General features: G+C 46.4%; 16 protein-coding genes and 1 pseudogene. 10 read left to right on the top strand and 7 right to left on the bottom strand.

Features of this window, described 5'->3' with window-relative positions:
- Positions 1-274, bottom strand: a pseudogene (locus tag Q0502_RS13045) (GMP synthase (glutamine-hydrolyzing)); the annotation flags it as partial.
- Positions 275-536: 262 nt separating this feature from the next.
- Between Q0502_RS13045 and Q0502_RS13040 the strand changes: the two are divergent.
- From Q0502_RS13040 to Q0502_RS13005, 8 genes are all read left to right on the top strand, one after another.
- Positions 537-773 carry a hypothetical protein gene (locus tag Q0502_RS13040; protein WP_298651395.1) on the top strand — a complete coding sequence of 79 codons (237 nt, stop codon included), beginning with the start codon at positions 537-539 and terminating at the stop codon, positions 771-773.
- Between the two features lie 344 nt (positions 774-1,117).
- Positions 1,118-1,342, top strand: coding sequence for a helix-turn-helix transcriptional regulator (locus tag Q0502_RS13035; RefSeq protein WP_298651393.1), 225 nt, complete (start codon positions 1,118-1,120; stop codon positions 1,340-1,342).
- 27 nt (positions 1,343-1,369) lie between these two features.
- On the top strand, positions 1,370-2,353 hold the full coding sequence (locus Q0502_RS13030; protein WP_298651391.1) for a type II CAAX endopeptidase family protein: 984 nt from the start codon (positions 1,370-1,372) through the stop codon (positions 2,351-2,353).
- 87 nt (positions 2,354-2,440) lie between these two features.
- A complete protein-coding gene (locus Q0502_RS13025; RefSeq protein ID WP_298651390.1) occupies positions 2,441-3,865 on the top strand; it encodes a tetratricopeptide repeat protein in 1,425 nt (474 codons plus the stop codon).
- A 6-nt stretch (positions 3,866-3,871) separates the two neighbouring features.
- Positions 3,872-4,369: a hypothetical protein gene (locus Q0502_RS13020; RefSeq protein ID WP_298651388.1), complete on the top strand. Its 498-nt coding sequence runs from the start codon at positions 3,872-3,874 to the stop codon at positions 4,367-4,369.
- Positions 4,370-4,593: 224 nt separating this feature from the next.
- Positions 4,594-5,580, top strand: coding sequence for a flotillin-like protein FloA (gene floA, locus Q0502_RS13015; protein ID WP_298651386.1), 987 nt, complete (start codon positions 4,594-4,596; stop codon positions 5,578-5,580).
- A gap of 28 nt (positions 5,581-5,608) precedes the next feature.
- Complete coding sequence (locus Q0502_RS13010) at positions 5,609-6,475, top strand: nucleoside phosphorylase (RefSeq protein WP_298651384.1); 867 nt, start codon at positions 5,609-5,611, stop codon at positions 6,473-6,475.
- Between the two features lie 247 nt (positions 6,476-6,722).
- Positions 6,723-9,527, top strand: coding sequence for a M16 family metallopeptidase (locus tag Q0502_RS13005; protein ID WP_298651382.1), 2,805 nt, complete (start codon positions 6,723-6,725; stop codon positions 9,525-9,527).
- A gap of 202 nt (positions 9,528-9,729) precedes the next feature.
- Here Q0502_RS13005 and Q0502_RS13000 read toward each other — a convergent pair whose 3' ends face one another.
- The 6 genes from Q0502_RS13000 to dut form a co-directional block, all read right to left on the bottom strand.
- Entirely contained in the window at positions 9,730-10,773 is a 1,044-nt protein-coding gene (locus Q0502_RS13000; protein WP_298651380.1) for a glycoside hydrolase family 130 protein, read from the bottom strand.
- An 8-nt stretch (positions 10,774-10,781) separates the two neighbouring features.
- The gene (locus Q0502_RS12995) at positions 10,782-12,062 is read right to left on the bottom strand and encodes an MFS transporter (protein WP_298651378.1); all 1,281 of its coding nucleotides are present in this window, start codon (positions 12,060-12,062) and stop codon (positions 10,782-10,784) included.
- 19 nt (positions 12,063-12,081) lie between these two features.
- Positions 12,082-13,443: a peptidoglycan DD-metalloendopeptidase family protein gene (locus tag Q0502_RS12990; protein WP_298651376.1), complete on the bottom strand. Its 1,362-nt coding sequence runs from the start codon at positions 13,441-13,443 to the stop codon at positions 12,082-12,084.
- Positions 13,444-13,605: 162 nt separating this feature from the next.
- Positions 13,606-14,451 (bottom strand): DUF4292 domain-containing protein, encoded by an 846-nt coding sequence (locus Q0502_RS12985; protein ID WP_298651374.1) that lies wholly within the window; start codon positions 14,449-14,451, stop codon positions 13,606-13,608.
- A gap of 2 nt (positions 14,452-14,453) precedes the next feature.
- Positions 14,454-16,181, bottom strand: a complete 1,728-nt coding sequence (locus tag Q0502_RS12980) for a tetratricopeptide repeat protein (protein ID WP_298651372.1) — start codon at positions 16,179-16,181, stop codon at positions 14,454-14,456.
- Between the two features lie 44 nt (positions 16,182-16,225).
- Positions 16,226-16,660 (bottom strand): dUTP diphosphatase, encoded by a 435-nt coding sequence (dut, locus tag Q0502_RS12975; protein ID WP_298651370.1) that lies wholly within the window; start codon positions 16,658-16,660, stop codon positions 16,226-16,228.
- A 147-nt stretch (positions 16,661-16,807) separates the two neighbouring features.
- Between dut and Q0502_RS12970 the strand changes: the two genes are divergently transcribed.
- A complete protein-coding gene (locus tag Q0502_RS12970) occupies positions 16,808-17,533 on the top strand; it encodes a hypothetical protein (protein ID WP_298651368.1) in 726 nt (241 codons plus the stop codon).
- A gap of 55 nt (positions 17,534-17,588) precedes the next feature.
- A complete protein-coding gene (locus Q0502_RS12965) occupies positions 17,589-20,444 on the top strand; it encodes a triple tyrosine motif-containing protein (RefSeq protein WP_298651366.1) in 2,856 nt (951 codons plus the stop codon).
- Positions 20,445-20,581: the final 137 nt, after the last annotated feature.

Raw genomic sequence — 20,581 nt, 5'->3', positions numbered from 1 at the left:
TTCCACCCTTGGATTGCGCCATCAACTGCGCACCGTAACAGATACCCAACACGGGATACCGGCCGCGGATCTCACTTAAATCGGCTTTGAAAGCTTCGGTATCATTCACCGAGAAAGGGCTTCCCGAAAGGATTACGCCCTTCACCGATTCATCCCCAAAGGGGAATTTATTGTAAGGCACTATTTCGCAATAGGTGTTTAATTCTCTTACGCGGCGACCTATCAGTTGCGTGGTTTGCGAACCGAAATCGAGAATGATAATTTTTTCGTGCATATTGTATAACCGGGTTGGAACGCCGACAGATGGCGTCAATTCAAAAAAAGAAGTTTTCAGGGCACAAAGATACGAAAAGACCACGGAAAAACGGTAAAATTCGAATGAATTGAGCAAGTGTTTACAAGTAATACCGGTCGAGATGAAAGAGGCATGGAATGTCCGGCAGGATAAACGAACGTTAAATTGATCCCACAGCTATGGTCGCTCGGCAGAAAAGGTTACATGTGTGAATAGAAAAAACAGATAAACCGTTGACACAATGAGCACAGCCGAATTAAAAATAGATTCAATAAGCCGCATAGCCAATACAGATGAACCCGGCATCATAGAGGAACTTCGTAAACTACTCGATTTTGAACTTGAAAAAGAAAAGTACCAACTTACTCCCGAACAAGAGCAAAGAATCAGTGAAGCAAAAGCTGAGTATCTCGCAGGGCATATTTTGCCGGAACAAGAGGCAGATGAAATAATTGAGAGATGGCTAAGCGAAAATTAGTTTGGACTCAGAAAGCCAATCAAGAGTGAAAAGACATAGAATATAAAATAATTTTTATTTCAGGACAACTCAAAAACGTGTAATCCAATTCAAAAAGGGGCTGCACGTTTTTACTTGTCGGCTGATAACGAATTATCCAACAATAAATATTAAACAACAAGTATGATAAAGTATAAATTTATTTTAACAATAAATATTTATCGTATTTCGATATATTTTTGCTGTTTTATAAAAACAATTGTATTATATTTGCAGGGTGAAACTTTCTTAACAGCACATTGATCTTTAGCCTCTCACGAAAGTTGAAAGAAAAATAAGACCTCACAATTTAACAAAAGAACGCAATGCCCATTATTATAAATTTAGATGTAGAGATGGCCAAGAAAAAGATCTCCCTGAACGAGTTATCGGAACGGGTGGGGATCACTCCGGCCAATCTTTCGATCCTGAAAACAGGGAAGGCCAAGGCCATCCGTTTCAGTACGCTGGAAGCCATCTGCAAGGAATTGAACTGCCAGCCGGGAGATATTATGGAGTGGAGAGATGATGAACGCTTTCGTTTAATGTAATTGAATAATCATTTAAAATATACGCAAATGAAACACTTAGAACGCGCCTTACAAGGCAAAAACGGTATCGGCCGGTACATCTTAATGGCCGTGATTGTTATGGTGGCAGCACAAATAGCAGTTATTCCTCTGTTCCTCCTGCTGTTTCCCGCCATCCTGTCGAACGGGGGAAATATCGGCGACCTCTCAGCCGCCATACAAAACCCATCCGACTGGGGTATTTCATCTAATCTTTTTTTGTTGGTGATGCTGGGGACCTTCGTCATCACGTTTCTCCTCTTTGCTGTATTGGTAAAGCCGCTGCACGGGCGTACGGTCCGTGAGACCATCAACGGCCGCAGGCAGATACGTTGGGATCGTATCCGGGTTGGGATCATCGTCTGGGGAATCATTATCCTCGTGGATACGGTCATCAGCCTGTTGATCTCTTCGCCCGGCGAATATGAATTCCGGCTCAACGCTGGCGCCTTTTTCCCGCTACTCCTGATCATCCTTATTATAATGCCGTTCCAGACAAGTATCGAAGAGATCCTGTTCCGCGGTTATCTGGCGCAGGGTGCGGCACGATGGACAAAAAGCCGCTGGTGGGCACTGATCATTCCGTCCGTACTATTTGCTCTCATGCATATAGCCAATCCCGAAGTAAAAGAGTATGGATTATGGCTCTCTATGCCGCAGTATCTTATCATGGGGTTGATGCTGGGACTTATTTCCATTCTCGATGACGGCATTGAGTTAGCGCTCGGCATCCATTTCATCAACAACGCGCTTACGGCTGTGCTTGTCACCCATCAAGCATCGGCATTACAGACCGATGCACTCTTCCTGCTGCACGATCTCGATCCCGTGGCAAGCCTTATCTCTATCTCCATCGCGAGCCTGTTGGTTGTTTTCATTCTGCAACGGATCTATAAATGGGATTTCGGCATCATGAATAAAAAAGTGGAACATGCGCTACCTCCCACCCCGCCCGTAGAAGTGGTAACTATAGAACAAAGTTCACCTGTTTAAAACGACCCTGGCACTAAATTATCTCCCTGAATATGGAGCATAAAATAAAACAAATTATTATCTTTGAAGATTAGTTTATAACGCTCTATGAAACGAGGCCGCTTTTTTTCTATCCACGTTTTGATGTTCTTTTGTCTTTATGCAACGGGGCAAACGCTGGACGATGCCAAGAACTGGTATCAGGAAGGCCGGTATACCGAGGCATTGCCCGTTTTTCAGACAGAATACCTCAATAATCCCAATAACCCCTCCGTCAACCAATGGCTGGGCGTATGCCTCTACGAAACCGGCAGAATACCCGAAGCGCAGAAATATCTGGAATTTGCTTCAGAACGGAAAATTCCCGAAGCCTATATCTACCTGGGGGAACTGTACACAAAAATGTATCGTTTTGAAGATGCGGGAAAAGAGTTCGAAAAATACCAGCGTGCCAAACGCAGAGACAGTGAAGCATTGGAGATACTGGATCAGAAACGGTCATATGCCGAAAGACTCCAAAGAGCTGTCAACCGTACGGAAGATCTGCAGATCATCGACAGTCTGGTCGTTCCGAAATCTGATTTCTTATCCGCTTATAACCTGAGCGCCTCATCCGGTTCATTGATCCCCGTGAATGAGTTCTTCCCCGACCGGTCCGTAACCAAAGAGACACTTTATATGAACGAACGGCAGGACAAGATATACTATTCCGGGGGTGATGCGGTAACCGGTACAGATCTCTTTACAATGGATAAGTTACTCGACATTTTCGGGAATGAGAAAAAATTGCCCGAAACCATCAACCAAGGAGGTAACCAGGCATTTCCGTTCGTATTGAACGACGGGATGACCCTCTATTTTGCCTCCACAGACGACCCGTCGTTCGGAGGGTATGACCTTTTCGTCACACGGTACAATCTCACCTCAGACTCATATCTCACTCCCAATCAGCTGAATATGCCCTTCAATTCGCCTTTTAACGACTACATGATGGCGATGGATGAAGAGAAAGGTATCGGATGGTTTGCCTCCGACAGGTTTCAACCGGCCGATTCGGTCTGTATATATACCTTTATCCCGAACCCGCAGGTTCAACTCGTCGAAAGTGATGATGCCGGCTATCTTGCCCGCAGGGCACAGATATCTTCTATTGCCGACACATGGAAAGGAGATACGAACTACGAGGCACTTCGTTCACTGGCGCAACAAAAAACCGTCATACAACAGGAAACTGAGGGTGATTTTACATTTATGATCAACGATCAGGCAACCTACCACACTCTGTCGGATTTCAGGAATGAGCGCGCCAGATCGCTCTTTTCACAAGCGTTAGGTTATGAAGAACAGTTACAGGTGTTGAATGGCGAGTTATCCCAGAAAAGAGACCAATTTACCGGCGGCCAAATGAACGACGCCCTTGCAACGTCTATTCTCAAGCTGGAAAAAGAAACCGAGTCGCTTTTCCGGGAAACGGAAAGACTTAAAATGCAGGCCAGAAATGAAGAAATACGCACCCATTTTAATCAATATTAACTGCATATGACATTCGATTTGATCCTTATAATCGCCGTGATCCTGCTGGGAGTAGTGTTCATGCTCATTGAGATCTTCCTGCTTCCCGGCATCAGCATTGCAGGCATTGCAGGCGCTATTTTCCTGATAGGGGGAATAATATATGCATACATCTTTCAGGGCAGCACCGTGGGGAATATAACGCTTGCGGGCACGGCCGTACTGCTTGGCGGAAGTTTCTTCTGGCTGCTGAAATCAAAATCGCTACGGAAGATCTCCTTAGATACGAATATCGAAGGGAAAGTGGACACCTCCTATTTGCAGGGGATAGCCGTCGGCGACAGCGGCGCGACGCTTTCCCGGCTGAATCCCATTGGAAAAGTAATGGTGAACGATGTAGTGATGGAAGGAAAATCTTTCGACGGGGAATTCATTGACGAAGACACCGAAATAGAGGTGGTAAAAGTAGAAACCTACAATGTACTGGTAAAGAGAAAAGTAACGATCCCTTCGGAAAAGATTTAAAAAACGTTTTCGTTACGCTAAATGAGCAAAAGACAAGCTTGCTTGCAATGTTTTCGATAAGCGAATACAGAGGCAAAACTTATTTTGACTATGTTGAGCGTAGAATTGGAAATCGAGGAGCGAAGGCGACTCAAAACAACTAAGTTTACTTGAATATGCCATAGCAAGAAAACGACTAAATTTATTGAATATACTTAACATACAACACCAAAAACAAATTTATTATGACTATTTTATCGTTTCCATTGATTATTACGATTGCCGTAATCATCATCTTTTTATTGATATTCTTTCACTACGTCCCCTTCTTCCTGTGGATCAATGCGCTGTCGGCGGGTGTACGCATCTCGCTCGTGCAGCTCTTCCTGATGCGCCTGCGCCGCGTACCGCCCCACACCATCGTTTACGCGATGATCGAAGCGCACAAGGCCGGGCTGAAGATGGTCACCCGTGATAACCTGGAAGCGCACTATCTTGCCGGAGGGCACGTGGAAAAAGTGGTGCATGCATTGGTTTCCGCCTCCAAAGCAAATATCGACCTCACCTTTCAGATGGCTACCGCCATCGATCTGGCAGGACGCGATGTGCTGGAGGCCGTCAGAATGTCTGTTAACCCGAAAGTGATTGATACGCCTCCCGTCTCTGCCGTAGCCATCGATGGTATCCAGTTGATCGCCAAAGCCCGTGTGACGGTACGCGCAAACATTAAGCAACTGGTAGGGGGTGCCGGTGAAGAAACTATTCTGGCCCGCGTGGGTGAAGGGATCGTCTCATCCATCGGTTCTGCCGTGTCGCACAAATCGGTGCTCGAAAACCCAGACTCAATCTCCAAGCTGGTCCTGAAAAAAGGATTGGATGCAGGAACAGCATTTGAAATTCTCTCTATCGATATCGCCGACATCGATATAGGTAAGAATATCGGCGCTGTACTGCAGATGGACCAGGCACAAGCCGACAAGAATATCGCACAGGCACGCGCCGAGGAACGGCGGGCCATGGCTATTGCTCTGGAACAGGAAATGAAAGCCAAAGCACAGGAAGCACGCGCCAAAGTGATCGAAGCTGAGGCGGAAGTTCCTATCGCTATGGCCGAAGCGTTCCGTAACGGTAATCTGGGTATTATGGATTATTACCGGATGGAAAATATCAAGGCCGATACCGATATGAGAGATTCCATTGCAAAACCGCAAGGCGGCGGAAATAAAAAATAATTGTTAGATATAACAGACAGTACATATTATGAGAATCATACCTGAATCGGAACTGATCATCAATTCCGACGGAAGCGCCTTTCATCTCCATATTCAACCGGAGCAACTTTCTGACAAGATTGTGATGATGGGAGACCCCGACCGTGTAACAATGACCGCCTCTTTCTTCGAGAGTATCGAGTGTGATGTACGCAGCCGGGAATTCCATACCGTTACCGGGATGTATAAAGGAAAACGGATCACTGCGCTCTCCCACGGTATTGGCACCGACAATATAGATATCGTGCTCACTGAGTTGGACGCACTGGCCAATATCGATTTTAACACGCGGTTGGTGAAAGATGAACTCAAACAACTTACCATGGTGCGGGTGGGTACCTCGGGAGGCATGCAACCGCATTGTCCGGTAGGCTCTTATGTGGTATCGGAAAAGTCGATCGGTTTCGACGGACTCATCCATTATTATGCCAACTCCGAGTCGATCCGCGAAAAAGATTTCGAAGAAGCTTTTCAAAGAGAGGTGGGTTGGTCGCCCTACCACTGCTCTCCCTATGTGGTGAGTGCTGACGAGGAGCTTGTCGACCGTGTGGGACATGACATGATCCGGGGTGTTACCATCTCGGCTATTGGTTTTTACGGTCCGCAGGGGAGGCATGTACGCCTGCCGCTGGCCGATCCCGACCTGAACGCCAAAATCGAGTCGTTCCGTTTCGGGGAACACTCCATTACCAATTATGAAATGGAGAGTTCCGCTATCGCAGGATTAGGGAAGCTAATGGGACACAAGGCGATGACTGTCTGCACCATCATTGCCAACCGTGTAGCCTTGAAATCGAATGCCGATTACAAAGGCTCCATAGAAGACCTCATCAAAATAGTATTGGACAGAATATGATCAACCTCCGTTCGATCCGGTAATTGGTTTTTCTGAGCAGCAACGATATATCATATACCCACAAAAAAATAACCCTATGAAATGAGCATGAATTAAGAGTAAAGGACAAAGAGCCAAGAGTCAGGATATTTCAATTTCAGAGTTTTGATTTTAATCTTTCCACTACCGATTCATCTTGGTTCTTGATTCTAAAAATCTTGGTTCTAAAACGTTCCATACACCGCCAAGAAAAAAATAAATTAATGGTATGAAAAAATTAATCACATTTCTGCTTTTGGTAACCGGTCTGGTTACTTATGCACAGCAAAATCCTCCTCTGCCGGTAGATCCGAAGGTGAGGACGGGTAAACTTGACAATGGACTGACCTATTACATCCGGCAAAACAACCTTCCCGAAAACAGGGCCGATTTCTATATCGCGCAGAAAGTGGGTTCTATGCAGGAAGAGGATAATCAGGCCGGTCTGGCCCACTTCCTGGAGCACATGGCATTTAATGGTACAACAAATTTCCCCGGAAAAAGTATGTTGAATTATCTGCAGGACAACGGGATTAAGTTCGGCACCAACATCAATGCCTATACTTCTTTTGATGAGACGGTCTATTTTATGACCAACATCCCGACAACCAATAAAAATCTGGTGGACTCGGCCCTACTCGTACTTCATGACTGGTCCAATGCCATTGCCCTGGAAGAGGAGGAACTGGAAAACGAACGGGGTGTGATCCGTGAAGAATGGCGCACACGCGGCGGAGCGCAGCAACGTCTGTGGGACCAACTGCTGCCAAAGATGTATCCCGGCAGCAAATATGCCAATCGTATGCCTATCGGCAGTATCGACGTGATCAACAACTTCAAGCCGGAAGAGATCAGGACCTATTACCATAAATGGTACCGTCCCGATCTGCAGGGCATCATCGTGGTGGGAAATTTTGACGTAGACTCGATGGAGCAAAAGGTAAAGGAGTTGTTCTCGCCCATCAAACTCGACCAGGAAAGAGCTGAACGCGAATACTATCCGGTTCCCGATAACAAGGAACCCATAGTAGCCGTTGCCACCGACAAGGAAGCCCGTAATACCCAGATATTACTGTTTTATAAACACGACCCGATGCCCGATGAAATGAAAAACACCCAGGCCGGTTATATCACACAGTATATCCTGAATGCTGCTTCATCGATGATGAACCAACGACTGTCCGAGATCATTCAAAAACCCGATGCCCCTTTCACCACTGCCTATGCATACGACGGTGATTATTTCGTGGCTAAGACAAAGGATGCATGGACCGTGGCGGCGGGAAGTGCGGAAGACAAAATAGAAAATGCGCTGGCAGCTATGGTCCGCGAGACGGAAAGAGTGAAACGGCACGGCTTCACTGCATCGGAATATGAAGTGGCCCGCACCAATATCCTGAAAATCTATGAGGATGCCTACAACAACCGTGATAAACAGAAGAATTCTTCCTATTCACAGGAATATGTACGCGCCTTCACCGATGGGGAACCCATCCCGGGTATTGAGTATGAGTATCAGCTGATGCAGGCAGTAGCCCCGAACATCCCGGTAGAAGTGATTAACCAAACCATCCAGCAGTTAATTGGCAATGAAAATATAGTGATCGCTATCACCGGCCCGGAAAAGGAAGGGTTGGTATATCCTGCTGAAGAGGCGCTGCTCGGCGTACTGGCATCGGTACAGGCTGAAACTATCGATCCCTATGCGGAAGAGGTGATCGATGAACCGCTGGTGGCCACGCCACCCATCCCCGGAAAAATCGTAAAGACGGAAAAGGATGAGGCGATGGATGCTACCGTATGGACCCTGGAAAACGGCATGAAGGTAATCCTGAAGAATACCGACTTCAAAGACGATCAGATCATGATGACCGGAACAAGTGCCGGCGGATATTCGCACTATGGCGTACAGGATCCTGTTAACAGCAGGTTGATGAGTAATGTAGCGACACTGGGAGGGATAGGGAACTTCAGTGCGACCGACCTGCCCAAAGTGCTGGCCGGCAAGACGGCATCCGCCCGCCCGAGCGTCAGCCTCATTACACAGGATTTCAACGGGTCCTCTTCCATCAGGGATTTCGAGACCATGTTGCAACTGGTTTACCTCTATTTCACTGCCCCACGAAAGGATAACGATGCTTTCCAGTCGTACCTGCAACGTATGGAGACTCAACTGAAGAACCAGGAGGCCGAACCGATGGTAGCTTTCAGCGACTCGGTGACTAGCGCATTGCATGGCGATAATCCGTTGACAAAAAGGATACAGATGGGTGATCTGAAAAAGATCGACTATAACCGCATCATGGAAATGTATACTGAGCGATTCGCCAATCCCGGCAGTTTCGTCTTTACGTTCGTGGGCAATATCGATGAGGAAAAAGTGCGCCCTGTCGTTGAACAGTATCTGGCATCCCTACCCGGAAAACAGGAAAAAGGTGAATTCGTGAAAGTACCCATGAACTTCAGGGAAGGAAGTCTGGAAAATATTTTCCAACGTGCAATGCAAAATCCCAAAGCGTCGGTATTCAACACTGTAACGGGAAAAACAGAACGTGCCCTAAAGAATCAGATACTGATGAGCATGTTCGACCAGATCCTGGATATCGTCTACACTGAGAAAGTGCGTGAAGAGGAAGGGGGAACTTACGGCGTATATGCAGGAGGTTCCATTTCCCGGTATCCGGAAGGACAAACTATCCTGCAGATCATGTTCGATACCGATCCGGAAAAGATGGAGCATCTCAATCGGATCATTTTAGATGTACTCGGGGAAATAGCTTCAAATGGTCCGCGTGAAACAGATTTCACCAAGGTGAAAGAGTACATGAACAAGAGTTACAACGAAAACCTGAAAGAAAACAATTACTGGATGAATATCCTCGACAACAAATATTTTTACGGCGAAGACAACCACACCCAATACCTCGAAACCGTGAATGCCGTTACCCCCGGTGATATTCAAAACTTTGCCAGGGATCTGCTCGATCAGGATAACCTGAAAACGGTAGTGATGATGCCCAAAGTAGCGGAATAAACATATCCGTCGGGCTCTCATAGTTAAAAAAAACAGGAGGAAGTCTTATCGGTCTTCCTCCTGTTTTTTATGTTATTCCCCTTTCCTGTCAGGAAAATTCGGTTTCCGTTCAGCCCCGATGTAACCAACACCCCGAAGTACATGCAAAGCTGGTAAATTGCAACGTAAACCGGGTAGCGGTGTTTCGCATTTCGACATTTTTTTATTTCAAAGAATTTAATACCTCCTTAATGGAAAATTCTGCTCTGCAAATGACCTCATCGCTGGCGCCATAGAATAATTTAACCGTATCGCCTTTCACATATTGTCCATTCGTAAACACCACATTCCCAAAGAAACCGGTCTTTTCATATTCGGCAACAGGCTCCATAACAGGCTCCACACTTCGCGCCAGCACTCTCGACGGATCATTCAAATCCAGCAGCAGCGCACCTAAACAATACCTGTGATCTGAATTCGCACCATGATATATCTCCAGCCAGCCTTCCTTTGTTTTAATGGGCGCAGCTCCTGCCCCCACACGTGCCGAATCCCAGCTATTATCCCGTGTGGCCGCGATACACTTATGGTTTCCCCAATGAATCCTGTCGGAAGATTCTGCCAACCAAATGTAATTTCCGCCCAGTTCGGGGCTGCTTGGACGATGCAGGGCGTAATATTTATTGTTGATTTTTTCTTCAAAAACGGCACAATCTTTATTATGCGGCGGAAATATCATCCCTTTCCGGTCGTAAGTTTTGAAATCTTTTGTAACCATCAGGCCTACCCCTACCGCCACAGGCGATACCATGGTATAGGTAAGAAAGAAGCCGTCTTCCATAGTGGCTACGCGACAATCTTCGATGCCGAAAGACTCCAGCATTCCTTCACCGAAAATCGGCGGGTAAGCCGGATCTTCGCGAAAATGCACATCATCGTCACTACAGACCAGGCGCAAATATGACAATGTAGTAAGGTAATTTTGCCCCTTATATCGTATCACGCGAGGATCTGAGGCATCTAATTGAGGATCATCCTTATCGAAGCTCAATACTTCTATTTGTCCGCCTTTGTTATATACCGGAAAACTAATTTTCCCTTCAATCTGTTTTGGCCTTTCAGCTACCCGTAACAAAAGCCATGTTTTGCCGTTCATTCTGAATACTCCGGGATTAAGTAAACACGTTATCTCCATTCCCTCTATTCCCGGTTTTAAATCCGAAGGGCGCAATATCGGATTTTTATTACAGCGTTTTGCAATGTCCATGATATAAATCATCCGGTCCGTACATGCCTGTACCGGAAGAGGATGGCAAACAGGATGGTAACCACGAGGGCATATCCGGCAAAGATAAACCAGACACTCTGCCAATCACCAATCAGGAGCGATTTGGTGGTAGATCCTACGGTTACGTCCGTCCATGAGCAGAACCGGTTCACCACCCACTGCGCCCACAATGTGCCTATTGTGGCGCCTATTCCGTTGGTCATCAGCATAAACAACCCCTGTGCACTGGCGCGGATGGTATGCGGTGTCTCCTTATCCACGAACAACGATCCCGAAACATTGAAAAAATCGAAAGCGACGCCATATACCAACATGGAGAGTACCAGCAGCCATACACCACTACCGGTATTGCCCAAACCGAAGAAACCGAAGCGCAGCACCCAGGCGAACATGGCGATCAACATCACCTTCTTGATACCATAGCGCCTCAGGAAGAAGGGAATCAACAGGATACAGAGCGCTTCCGATATCTGGGAAAGGGATATCAATATATTCGAATGTTGTACACCGAAGGTATTGGCATACTCGGGCTGCGCTTCGAAGCTGGCGACGAACGGGTTGGCAAATCCGTTGGTGATCTGCAGGGCGACTCCCAATAACATCGAAAAGATAAAAAAGAGCGCCATTTTTCTTATCTTAAAGAGTTTAAATGCATCCAGGCCGAGCGCCTGAAACAGGGTCTTACTGCCTGTAGCAGCACTCACCGGACAATTGGGTAATGTAAACGCATATAACCCCAGCATGAGACCCAACAGGGCGCTCACAACAAACTGCATCGACGAAGTCTGATATCCCAGGATATCCACAAGCCACATGGTACAGATAAACCCTATGGTGCCGAAGACGCGTATGGGAGGGAAAGCTTTGACCGTATCCATTCCTCCCTTTTCCAGGATGGTGTAGGCGACCGAATTGGACAGGGCCAGGGTGGGCATGTAAAAGGCTACACTCAGGGTATAAAGAGCAAAAAAGATGGAAAAAGAGACCTCCGTACCGCTGTATAATCCATATAAACCGGCCGATAACATAAAGGAGGAAGCCAAAAGATGACTTATCCCCAGCAGTTTTTGCGCGGGTACCCATCTGTCGGCTACAATCCCCATGATGGCAGGCATGAAAATGGAGACAATCCCCTGCACGGAATAAAAAATACCGATGTGTGATCCCAGTCCGGCGGGCCCCAGGTAACGGGACATGGAAGTGAGATAGGCCCCCCATACCGCGAACTGGAGGAAATTCATGATAATCAGTCTGATCTTCAGTGACATATATGTAATTATTTTATATCTATCGTTGTAACCAGGGTGACGGGTTGAGTTTATTTGTCTTTTGCCACAACTGGAAATGCATCGTGGAAACACCGGTATCGGGATCGGTAAAGATCCGCCCTAACGATTGCCCGGTTTTTACTTTGTCTCCCTGCTTTACAAACAGGTCGTATATATTGGCATAGAATGTATAATAATCACCGTGGCGTACGATCACACAGGTGTTGGATCCGGGGAAAGAGAATACTTTCGATACCTCCCCATCAAATACGGCACGGATATTGGCCCCTCTTTCGGCCTGGATATCGACGCCGTTGCTGTTGGTCGTGACATTCCATTCATTATGTTTTTTAGCGCCGAAGTTACCCACTATGGCTGCTGTTCCCGTCACCGGCATAGGCAGTTTCCCCCTGTTGGCCGCAAAGTCTTTCGACAGATTGAAGGTTTCGGTCGTTGCTGTACTGCTGCCGGTTTCAATTCTTGGTCCCGGCGCGGCCCCGGATGTAGTCTCTTCTCTCCTCGCAGGTGTTTCGGCCAGTTCTTCCTCTTTCTTGTCGCTTGTACCTCTACGGCGCTCCTCCGCCAGCTTCTCTTCGGCTCTCTTCCTCCGCTCGGCTTCTTCGGCTTTCCTTCTGGCCTCTGCTTCACGCTCCTGCCGTGCCACCTCCTCGGCGATGAGTTTCTCGATCTGGGCATTTAACTGGTTGGCACGTTGCTGTTTTTCCTGTAAGGTCTTCTGCAGTTGCCGCTCTTGTCCGCGGGCAGCCGCCACCTCCGATTGGCGCGTTTTTTCTTCGCCCTGCAACCTTTTCTGCTCTTCCTGTAACGAAGCAAGCGCTTTCTCTTTGTCGGCCTTAGCATTTGCCAATAATGCCTGTTTTTCCTTTATCTCCGCATGCTGCTTTTTGATTTCTTCAGCCTGCGTTTTCTGCCATTTGGAATATTCCCGCAGGTATTGCATTCGCCGCAACGATTCACCCATTGATCTGCCGGATAAGATAAAAAGCAGTTTATTCTGGCTGAACTTATGGTTCAACATCCCTTTCATCGCGTCGGCATAATAGCCCTGCTTCTTTTCCAGTTCTTTATTCAGTCTGACGATCTCGCTTTCGAGACGCACTTCCTCCCTCCGTAGCGCCTCTATCTCCTTTCCCTGCACATCTATCAGCTCTTTACGGGCCGATATCTGGTTATTAATAAGATTGATGCGGTCTAAAATCGTAGTGGTATGCTTTTTAACATCAAGATAAAGCTTGTTCGTATTTTTTATCTCCTCCAACAATACCTGCTGCTGCTGCTGTAAACTTTCGATCTGCCGGGTCTGGGACAACAGGATAACGGCAACTGCGTGGGTAAGAAAGAGGAGAATAATCTTTTTCATACGATTAATCTGCATAAAGTAAGATTGGGGAGGTTGGATCTGGGACATTCCCTAACCCTTTAATCCCTTCTTCACTTCTTATTTCAAATCATTGATATATTAGCACATTCATTAATTAACTACACTCCATTCCGTTGAACGTGGTTTAGCATTTTAATTAAATTACTTCGGAGAAAGAATTTTCAGTATCTCATCCATAGAGGTTCTCGTGTAACCCGACGGCACATTCAACCCTAACAGGATGGAGTTGTCCGTAACTACATCGGAAAAGAGCAGCTCTGCATCGATCTTGCGGGATGCAGAAGAGAGGGTGACATTCATTTTATGCGGAAAGGTAGCACTGTTCAATACCGCAAAATTATGATATCCCCACTGCATATAGTATTTTTTCTCCGGCTGCATCAGATGGGCGAAGGTGATCCGGTCATCTCCGTTGACGGTAAATGAATAATCGATACCTGATGTGGCATCTTTGGCCGTAATATAATAATTCTGATCGGAGGCACGGTTATAACTGAAAGCACGGTAATCGGAAACATCTATTCTCTCTTTTCCCGATACGAAGAGCGCATTGGTGAACAGGGATTGCATCGTATAGTAGTCGAATCCTACCGGATAGAACTCCTTTAATGTAGCGATCGACTCCAATACATACCGCTTGTTCATCCTGTCGAGCAGAAATACCGTATCCGGATTCATGTAAAGCCGGAACATCTCCACTCCGAAAAGCGGCTGTATAGAGATCTGAAGGGCCTCATCCCTTATAATCCGTATATTGGCCTTGGAGTTAAATGATTTGGTACCCGCGGTCATCCCCATATTGAGTTTGGCCGAGAATGTCCGGTAAGGGAATTCACTGGTAATGATATCACTGAAAAGCTCATTATGGGCCTTCTCTTCCACCGGGGAAGTGGAATAAACGATCTTTTGTTTCGGTTTGCATGCAGTGAATGTAACTGTCGACAATAAACAGATGATCAGGATATGCCGGTAATAGGAAATATTCATGATTATAACTCGCCGGTTTTAATTTTTTTATTCAATGCGTCAGAATCGCCTCCCATCTCTTTGGCCTTCTTCCACTGATCCAGTGCTTTCTCTTTCTCTCCGGTTCTGTACAATACGTCCCCGTAGTGCTCCAGCACCTCTGCCGAAAGGTCCTCTTTACTGTATTCAATCGCTCTTTCTATATAGACCTTTGCCAGCGTATAGGAACCTTGTTCGTACAGTACCCACCCGTAAGTATCCAGATAGGTAGGATTCGCAGGTTCCGCCTTCACCGTGATACCGCTCATTTGCTCCGCCTTATCGAGATCTTTCTTTTCAAGAGAAAGATAATAACTGTAATTGTTTAAAACAGGAAGATTCTGCGGATTCAGTTGCAATGCCTTCTCATAACTCTCAAAGGCTGTCTCTTTGTTCCCGAGAAAATAATTAAGATCACCTATCTGCCCATGGAAATTAGACTCCACTACAGGATTCAGGATAACCGCATTGGCCAATCCCTCCTCGAAAACTTTCAACGCCTCCCGGTGATTTTCCTGTTGATAGTGGACCGCGCCCAAATAGAAATAGAATTGAGCCTCGTGCGGCAGATGTTTTAATGCCTCCGTGGTCACCTCCTTTATTTTTTCCAGGTCCTCATCGGGCAAGGCTATACGGATCAACTGATCATATCCCGCGGGATCTTCCGGATTCGCTTTGGTGTAGATCCCGAACTGCTCTGCCGCGCCCTCTTTATCATTCTGGAGCAAAAGCACATTCCCATAGATCATATTCAATTGGGAATTGTTGGGATGTTGCTCAAAAAGCGCCTCGAAGAGAGTATTGACCTGCTTCATATCCTGCTGGCTCTGTTGTAGAATGCCAAGATAGCGCGTGAGCAGCTGTAATTTTACCTCTACGTCCATCGACGGGTTTGTAATGGCCTTTTGCAACTCTGCCTGTGCCGCCTGTTTATCGTTCGTCTTCTCGTAATAGTTTACCATGGAAAGGATAAGCGCAGGATAATCGGGATCGATCGTTCTCGCCTTGTCATAATACGGCAGCGCCTTTTCCTGCTGATTATCTTCAAGATAAAGATCCCCCATCAGGATAAGATATCTCGGCTCGGACGGGTTTTTATCGATAATTTGCCGGATCTCCTCGAAAGCCTGTTCCTTCCTGTCCATCATTGAATAGAGGCGGAACTTGTTCAAAGCGATCATCTCGTTGATACCGGTCCTTTTTTCCAACTGGTCGAGTGCATCGACAGCTTCCTGAAATTCTCCGGCATCGGCAAAAGCATTGGCCAGTTCAAACCGGAGGTCGGTTTTTTCGGGATATAACTGCAACAAAGAACGGTAAATATCGATCACCTCCTGCTTCAACCCGAGCTCTTTACTCAAACCGGCCAGCATCATGTTGTAATAGTAATTGGAAGGATCGTAGTGTACTGACCGCCGGAAGAAATCCAAAGCCTTATTTTTCTCCTGCAGTACATTGTAAAACGTGCCCAGTTCCACCAATACATTGGCGTTGGTGGAGTCCAGCGCATAGCAATGCTGAAAGAGGTCGACTGCTTCATCATATTTCCCCAGGGCCTTCGCATTCAATGCCCCGTAAAAATAATAGTCGAATTTTCGTCTTGTCTCTTCGTTGAGTTGAATTCCGTGCTTCTCCTGTTGCGCCATTATCTCCAGTGGTAGGACCACCGATGCCGGAACTATCAGAAAAAGTACGAGAAGCAGTTTGTTCATTGTGGTTATTGAATATAACATTCTTAGTTTGAATAGTGGTGGTTCTACTGCCTGCCGGTATGTCCGAACCCGCCGGCGCCTCTCTCCGTTTCATCGAGCGAACCCACGGCCTCCCATTCCACACGGGCATGCCCGGCGATCACCATCTGACAAATACGTTCTCCGTCTTGGATGGTGAAATTTTCATTCGAAAGATTCACCAGGATCACCCTTATTTCGCCACGGTAATCGGCATCAATGGTACCGGGAGCATTCACAATTCCTATGCCGTGTTTGATGGCCAGCCCGCTACGCGGACGGATTTGGGCTTCATATCCTTCGGGTAGCTGTATATAGATGCCGGTGGGAACCAATGTACGTTCGAGCGGTTTCAATACTACAGGCTCTTCTAAATTCGCACGCAGATCCATGCCTGCGGCAGATACCGTGGCATATTCGGGTAACGGGTGCCGCGACTTATTGACTATTTTAATTTTCATCGGTTTAACGGAAACGTCGATTTTGTTTTAATGGTGCGAATTTATACAATTCTGAGGAATTAAGTACCGATTTGATGAAATTTAAGGAAATAAATAAATTTGCCTTCTGCTCGTATTGCTTAATGAAATAGTTTTATCTTTGCAACTATGAGTGACCAAGATGATCTTTTGGCGAAATTGCGCCAGACACTGAATGAACAAGGTATCGACTCATTCCATATTCTCGAAGACCTGGTGCCGATTGAGGAACAAATGGAATATTTCAGGTATTTCGACAGATTGCGGAGGGAGAACAGTTCCTTTGTGCGTGATGACGAGATAGCCATATTATTCTCGCCCGATGAATCCATTGACCGTAAAAAGAGAAGCTTGACCTTGTTGGCCTCCATCCCCGACGTGGGAGCTTACCGCTCTATCGAGACCTACCACAGCAGTCCCCTGGAATCCGAATTGCTACACTGGTCGTCCATGGCACTGGTAAGCAGCCGTATCGTACTCAGTTCCGACCTCTCCGGCCACCAACAGGTGTATATCTCCTCAGGGCTGGGAGGACAAGACAAGAAACTGCGCTTTTTCGCGTTGTTCACAACCAACGACAGGCAGCACTTTACCGGTTTGCAGAAAGAGATGGTAGAGCGTGAATTTACCTTTCAATTACAGAAAGCGGAGGTGGTCATTGAAAAATTTGAGATGAATGAGAATTATTTCACAATTCTGATGCTTTTTCCTTTCGACAAGGATGTAAAATCGAACCTCAATGCCGCTGTCACCGAATGTAACCAATATGGCAATTTCCTTGACACCAAATTTCTTTTCACCAATGTAAAAGTGCTGAGCGAAAAAGAGATTGAAAACTTACTGGAGAAAAAATAACCTCCTGCAATTGCGCTGATATTCCGATATAATGATGCAACCGGCCTGTAAAAAATTGTTTTGCACGGCAATCTTCACCGTGATCTTCATGGCTTCGGCCATGTCTTCAGTCGTGCAGAACATTCCCTTTATCCCTCCTGTCTACAATTATACAACCGACCATTATAATGCCGGCAACCAAAACTGGGCCATTGCCCAGGGAAGCAACGGGGTGATCTATTTCGGCAATGACAACGGAATGCTCAGTTACGACGGTGTTAACTGGAAATTGCACAACCTGCCCAATAATCTCTCCGTAAAATCTATCTATATCGATTCCCGCGACAATTACGAACGCATTTACGTGGGTTCTTTCGAAGAGTTCGGCTATTTCGAATCCAGCGAAACCAACCAGCTTATCTATCACTCACTCAAGCATAACATTGAAGAGCATCAGTTCCATAATGATGAGATCTGGGGCATCTATCCGTTCGACGGGAAACTCTATTTTCAGTCATTTTCGACAATTTTCATCTACGATGGTAAGGAGGTAGGGATCCGAAAGCCTTATCCCGCGGTCTTATACTTTTTCCCGGCGGGAGAAAAGATGTTTGCGCAATTGATCGGGAACGATTTCTGCCTTTTTGACGGCGAGCATTTTTACCCTGTTTTTACGCGCGACCGGTGGAATAACGACAACGTAGTGGCCCTGCTCCCCTATGAGGAGGATTGGCTGCTGGTCACCTCCAAAAACGGATTATACCGGTTTTCCGAAGAGGAGCATACGCTGACGCCATGGAACATTTCCATCGGGCAGGAATTGAAACAGGCAATCGTCAATCGCGCTATTGTCTCGGGCGATTCATACATTTTCGGGACACTCAACAGCGGTATTTTCGCAATTGATAAAGATGGGGAGAAAATATGGCATATTGACCGGAACAATGGGCTCAACAACAATACGGTACTGGCACTGTTCAAAGACCGTGACCACACGGTATGGGCCGCTCTCGACAACGGCATTTCCAATATCAGGACACACTCTCCTTTGTCTTTTTTTGAGCCCGCCGACAGTCAGATCGGGCTGGTGGAAGACATCCTGTTTCACGACAATCGCCTCTATCTGGCCACCAACCAGGGTGTTTACAGTTATTCCGACACCGACGGAGCCCTCTTTCGTATTCCCGGCTTCGATATCCAGTCGTGGTTCATCAAAAGCTTCGACAATCAGGTTTTCGTGGGCCATAACCTGGGAACTTCCTTCCTGAAGGATTTTCGCGAAATACGTATTCAGGGGGCACACACAGGAGGAATGGATATAAAACAGGCAACGATCAACGGCAGGGGTATTCTGCTGGAATCCTCCTATACTTCCCTGTTTGTCTATAAACAGGACTCTTCCGGCAACTGGGCTTTCAGCCACGCTGTGGAAGATTTTTCGGATCTGATAAAAAACCTGGAGATAGATCATGCCGGTAATATATGGGCAGGACACATGTATAAAGGCGTCTATCGTTTGAAACTGGACGAGGACCTCCGGAAGGCGGTTGAAATAGAGAACTACCTGTCGTTCGACAGTACGCAGGTCTCCACTTACCGGCCCATCAAGGTCATGAAACTGAGAGGGAGGATTGTTTTTGCCGACGGTGACCGTTTCTTCACTTATGATGATATCGGGCATAAGATCATTCCCTTCGATCTGTTGAACAACGACCTGCCCGGCTTTGCCGATACCCATCGTATTATTCCCGTGAACGACAACCTCTTTTGGTTCATACGACACAAAGAATATGTCCTGGTGGAATACAGCGGGAACAAATACGCCATCAAAGACCGTATCCCGTACAGTATCCTGAATAATCCGCCCAATGCGGGAAGAGCGAACCTGCTGGTGGGCGGCGACAATAACTCCTACTTCTGCATGAACGGGGGGATAGGGAAATATTCGTTTTCGGAAGGACAGTCGGAAGTAAAGACAGACTTGCAGATCGCATCTATAACCTTTCACAACCGGAACAACGATCAGATATTCTACCTCGATCCCACCAAAAAGGGAATGATCGCTTACCAGAATAATAACATTACATTCCGGTTCCTGTATCCGGAATTCTCTAAAAAAATATTTCAGGTAGAAAGTTATTTGCAGGGATACGATAACCGCTGGATAAACACCGACGCAAACAGATCCGCTTCCTACCATAACCTTCCTGCAGGCGACTATACCCTGTATGGGCACATAAAGGACAGTTCGGGAAAGGTATTGTCTGTCGTAAGCTATTCATTCCGCATTAAAAATCCATGGTACAAAACCTGGTGGGCCTATTTGCTGTATTTCCTCATCATCGGATCCCTGGCAGGGTTTCTGGTAAAAAAACATATACAAAGAATTGTCCGCAAGAAGCATAAACTTTTCGAGGAACAGGAGAACAGGCGCCTTGCCCAGATAGAACGACAGGAAAAAGTGATCACCACATTACAGAACGAGAAGCTGGAAGCGGAACTTACCTACAAAGGGAAAGAGTTGGCCAGCGCCGCCATGATGCTGATCAATCACTCCGAATTTTTAAAGAGCTTACGGGAAAGTATCCAGGTGCTTATTCTTGCGGGAAAGATCAATCGCTCCGAAGGACACGAACTACTCACCATGATCGGGAAAAATCTCCCGGAAGAAGATGAATGGAGTCTCTTTCAGAGCAACTTCGACCTGATCCATAAGAATTTCTTCCGGAAACTCAAAGAACGGTATCCGTTGCTCACCCCCACCGACCTGAAACTGTGTGCCCTACTCAGGTTAAATTATTCCTCGAAGGAGATCGCAGAAATGCTGAATATTTCCACGCGCGGAGTGGAAGCCGCCCGTTACCGTTTACGAAAGAAGCTACATCTCTCCGAAGCGGATAACCTGGTCGATTTTATGATCAAGTTCCAATAATGAAGGTACTACAGTACCTTCAATCACTACCTTTATAAATATCTAATCAAGAACGTATTACCCTGCATTAAAGTAGTAAAAAAGTACCCTTTAAAAATATGTTATACAACATAACGTACTTTTAACGAGGTTTTTAA

It is taken from the genome of uncultured Proteiniphilum sp. (assembly GCF_937873925.1).
Lineage (GTDB): Bacteria > Bacteroidota > Bacteroidia > Bacteroidales > Dysgonomonadaceae > Proteiniphilum.
This window is presented reverse-complemented; position numbering and strand designations above follow the sequence as displayed.

Coding starts and splice junctions, on each gene's coding strand:
- floA (WP_298651386.1), top strand. CDS start 4,594: ATGACTATTTTATCGTTTCCATTGATTATTACGATTGCCGTAATCATC.
- Q0502_RS12990 (WP_298651376.1), bottom strand. CDS start 13,443: ATGAAAAAGATTATTCTCCTCTTTCTTACCCACGCAGTTGCCGTTATC.
- Q0502_RS13025 (WP_298651390.1), top strand. CDS start 2,441: ATGAAACGAGGCCGCTTTTTTTCTATCCACGTTTTGATGTTCTTTTGT.
- Q0502_RS13020 (WP_298651388.1), top strand. CDS start 3,872: ATGACATTCGATTTGATCCTTATAATCGCCGTGATCCTGCTGGGAGTA.
- Q0502_RS12970 (WP_298651368.1), top strand. CDS start 16,808: ATGAGTGACCAAGATGATCTTTTGGCGAAATTGCGCCAGACACTGAAT.
- Q0502_RS12980 (WP_298651372.1), bottom strand. CDS start 16,181: ATGAACAAACTGCTTCTCGTACTTTTTCTGATAGTTCCGGCATCGGTG.
- Q0502_RS13005 (WP_298651382.1), top strand. CDS start 6,723: ATGAAAAAATTAATCACATTTCTGCTTTTGGTAACCGGTCTGGTTACT.
- Q0502_RS13030 (WP_298651391.1), top strand. CDS start 1,370: ATGAAACACTTAGAACGCGCCTTACAAGGCAAAAACGGTATCGGCCGG.
- Q0502_RS13040 (WP_298651395.1), top strand. CDS start 537: ATGAGCACAGCCGAATTAAAAATAGATTCAATAAGCCGCATAGCCAAT.
- dut (WP_298651370.1), bottom strand. CDS start 16,660: ATGAAAATTAAAATAGTCAATAAGTCGCGGCACCCGTTACCCGAATAT.
- Q0502_RS13010 (WP_298651384.1), top strand. CDS start 5,609: ATGAGAATCATACCTGAATCGGAACTGATCATCAATTCCGACGGAAGC.
- Q0502_RS12985 (WP_298651374.1), bottom strand. CDS start 14,451: ATGAATATTTCCTATTACCGGCATATCCTGATCATCTGTTTATTGTCG.
- Q0502_RS13000 (WP_298651380.1), bottom strand. CDS start 10,773: ATGGACATTGCAAAACGCTGTAATAAAAATCCGATATTGCGCCCTTCG.
- Q0502_RS12995 (WP_298651378.1), bottom strand. CDS start 12,062: ATGTCACTGAAGATCAGACTGATTATCATGAATTTCCTCCAGTTCGCG.
- Q0502_RS13035 (WP_298651393.1), top strand. CDS start 1,118: ATGCCCATTATTATAAATTTAGATGTAGAGATGGCCAAGAAAAAGATC.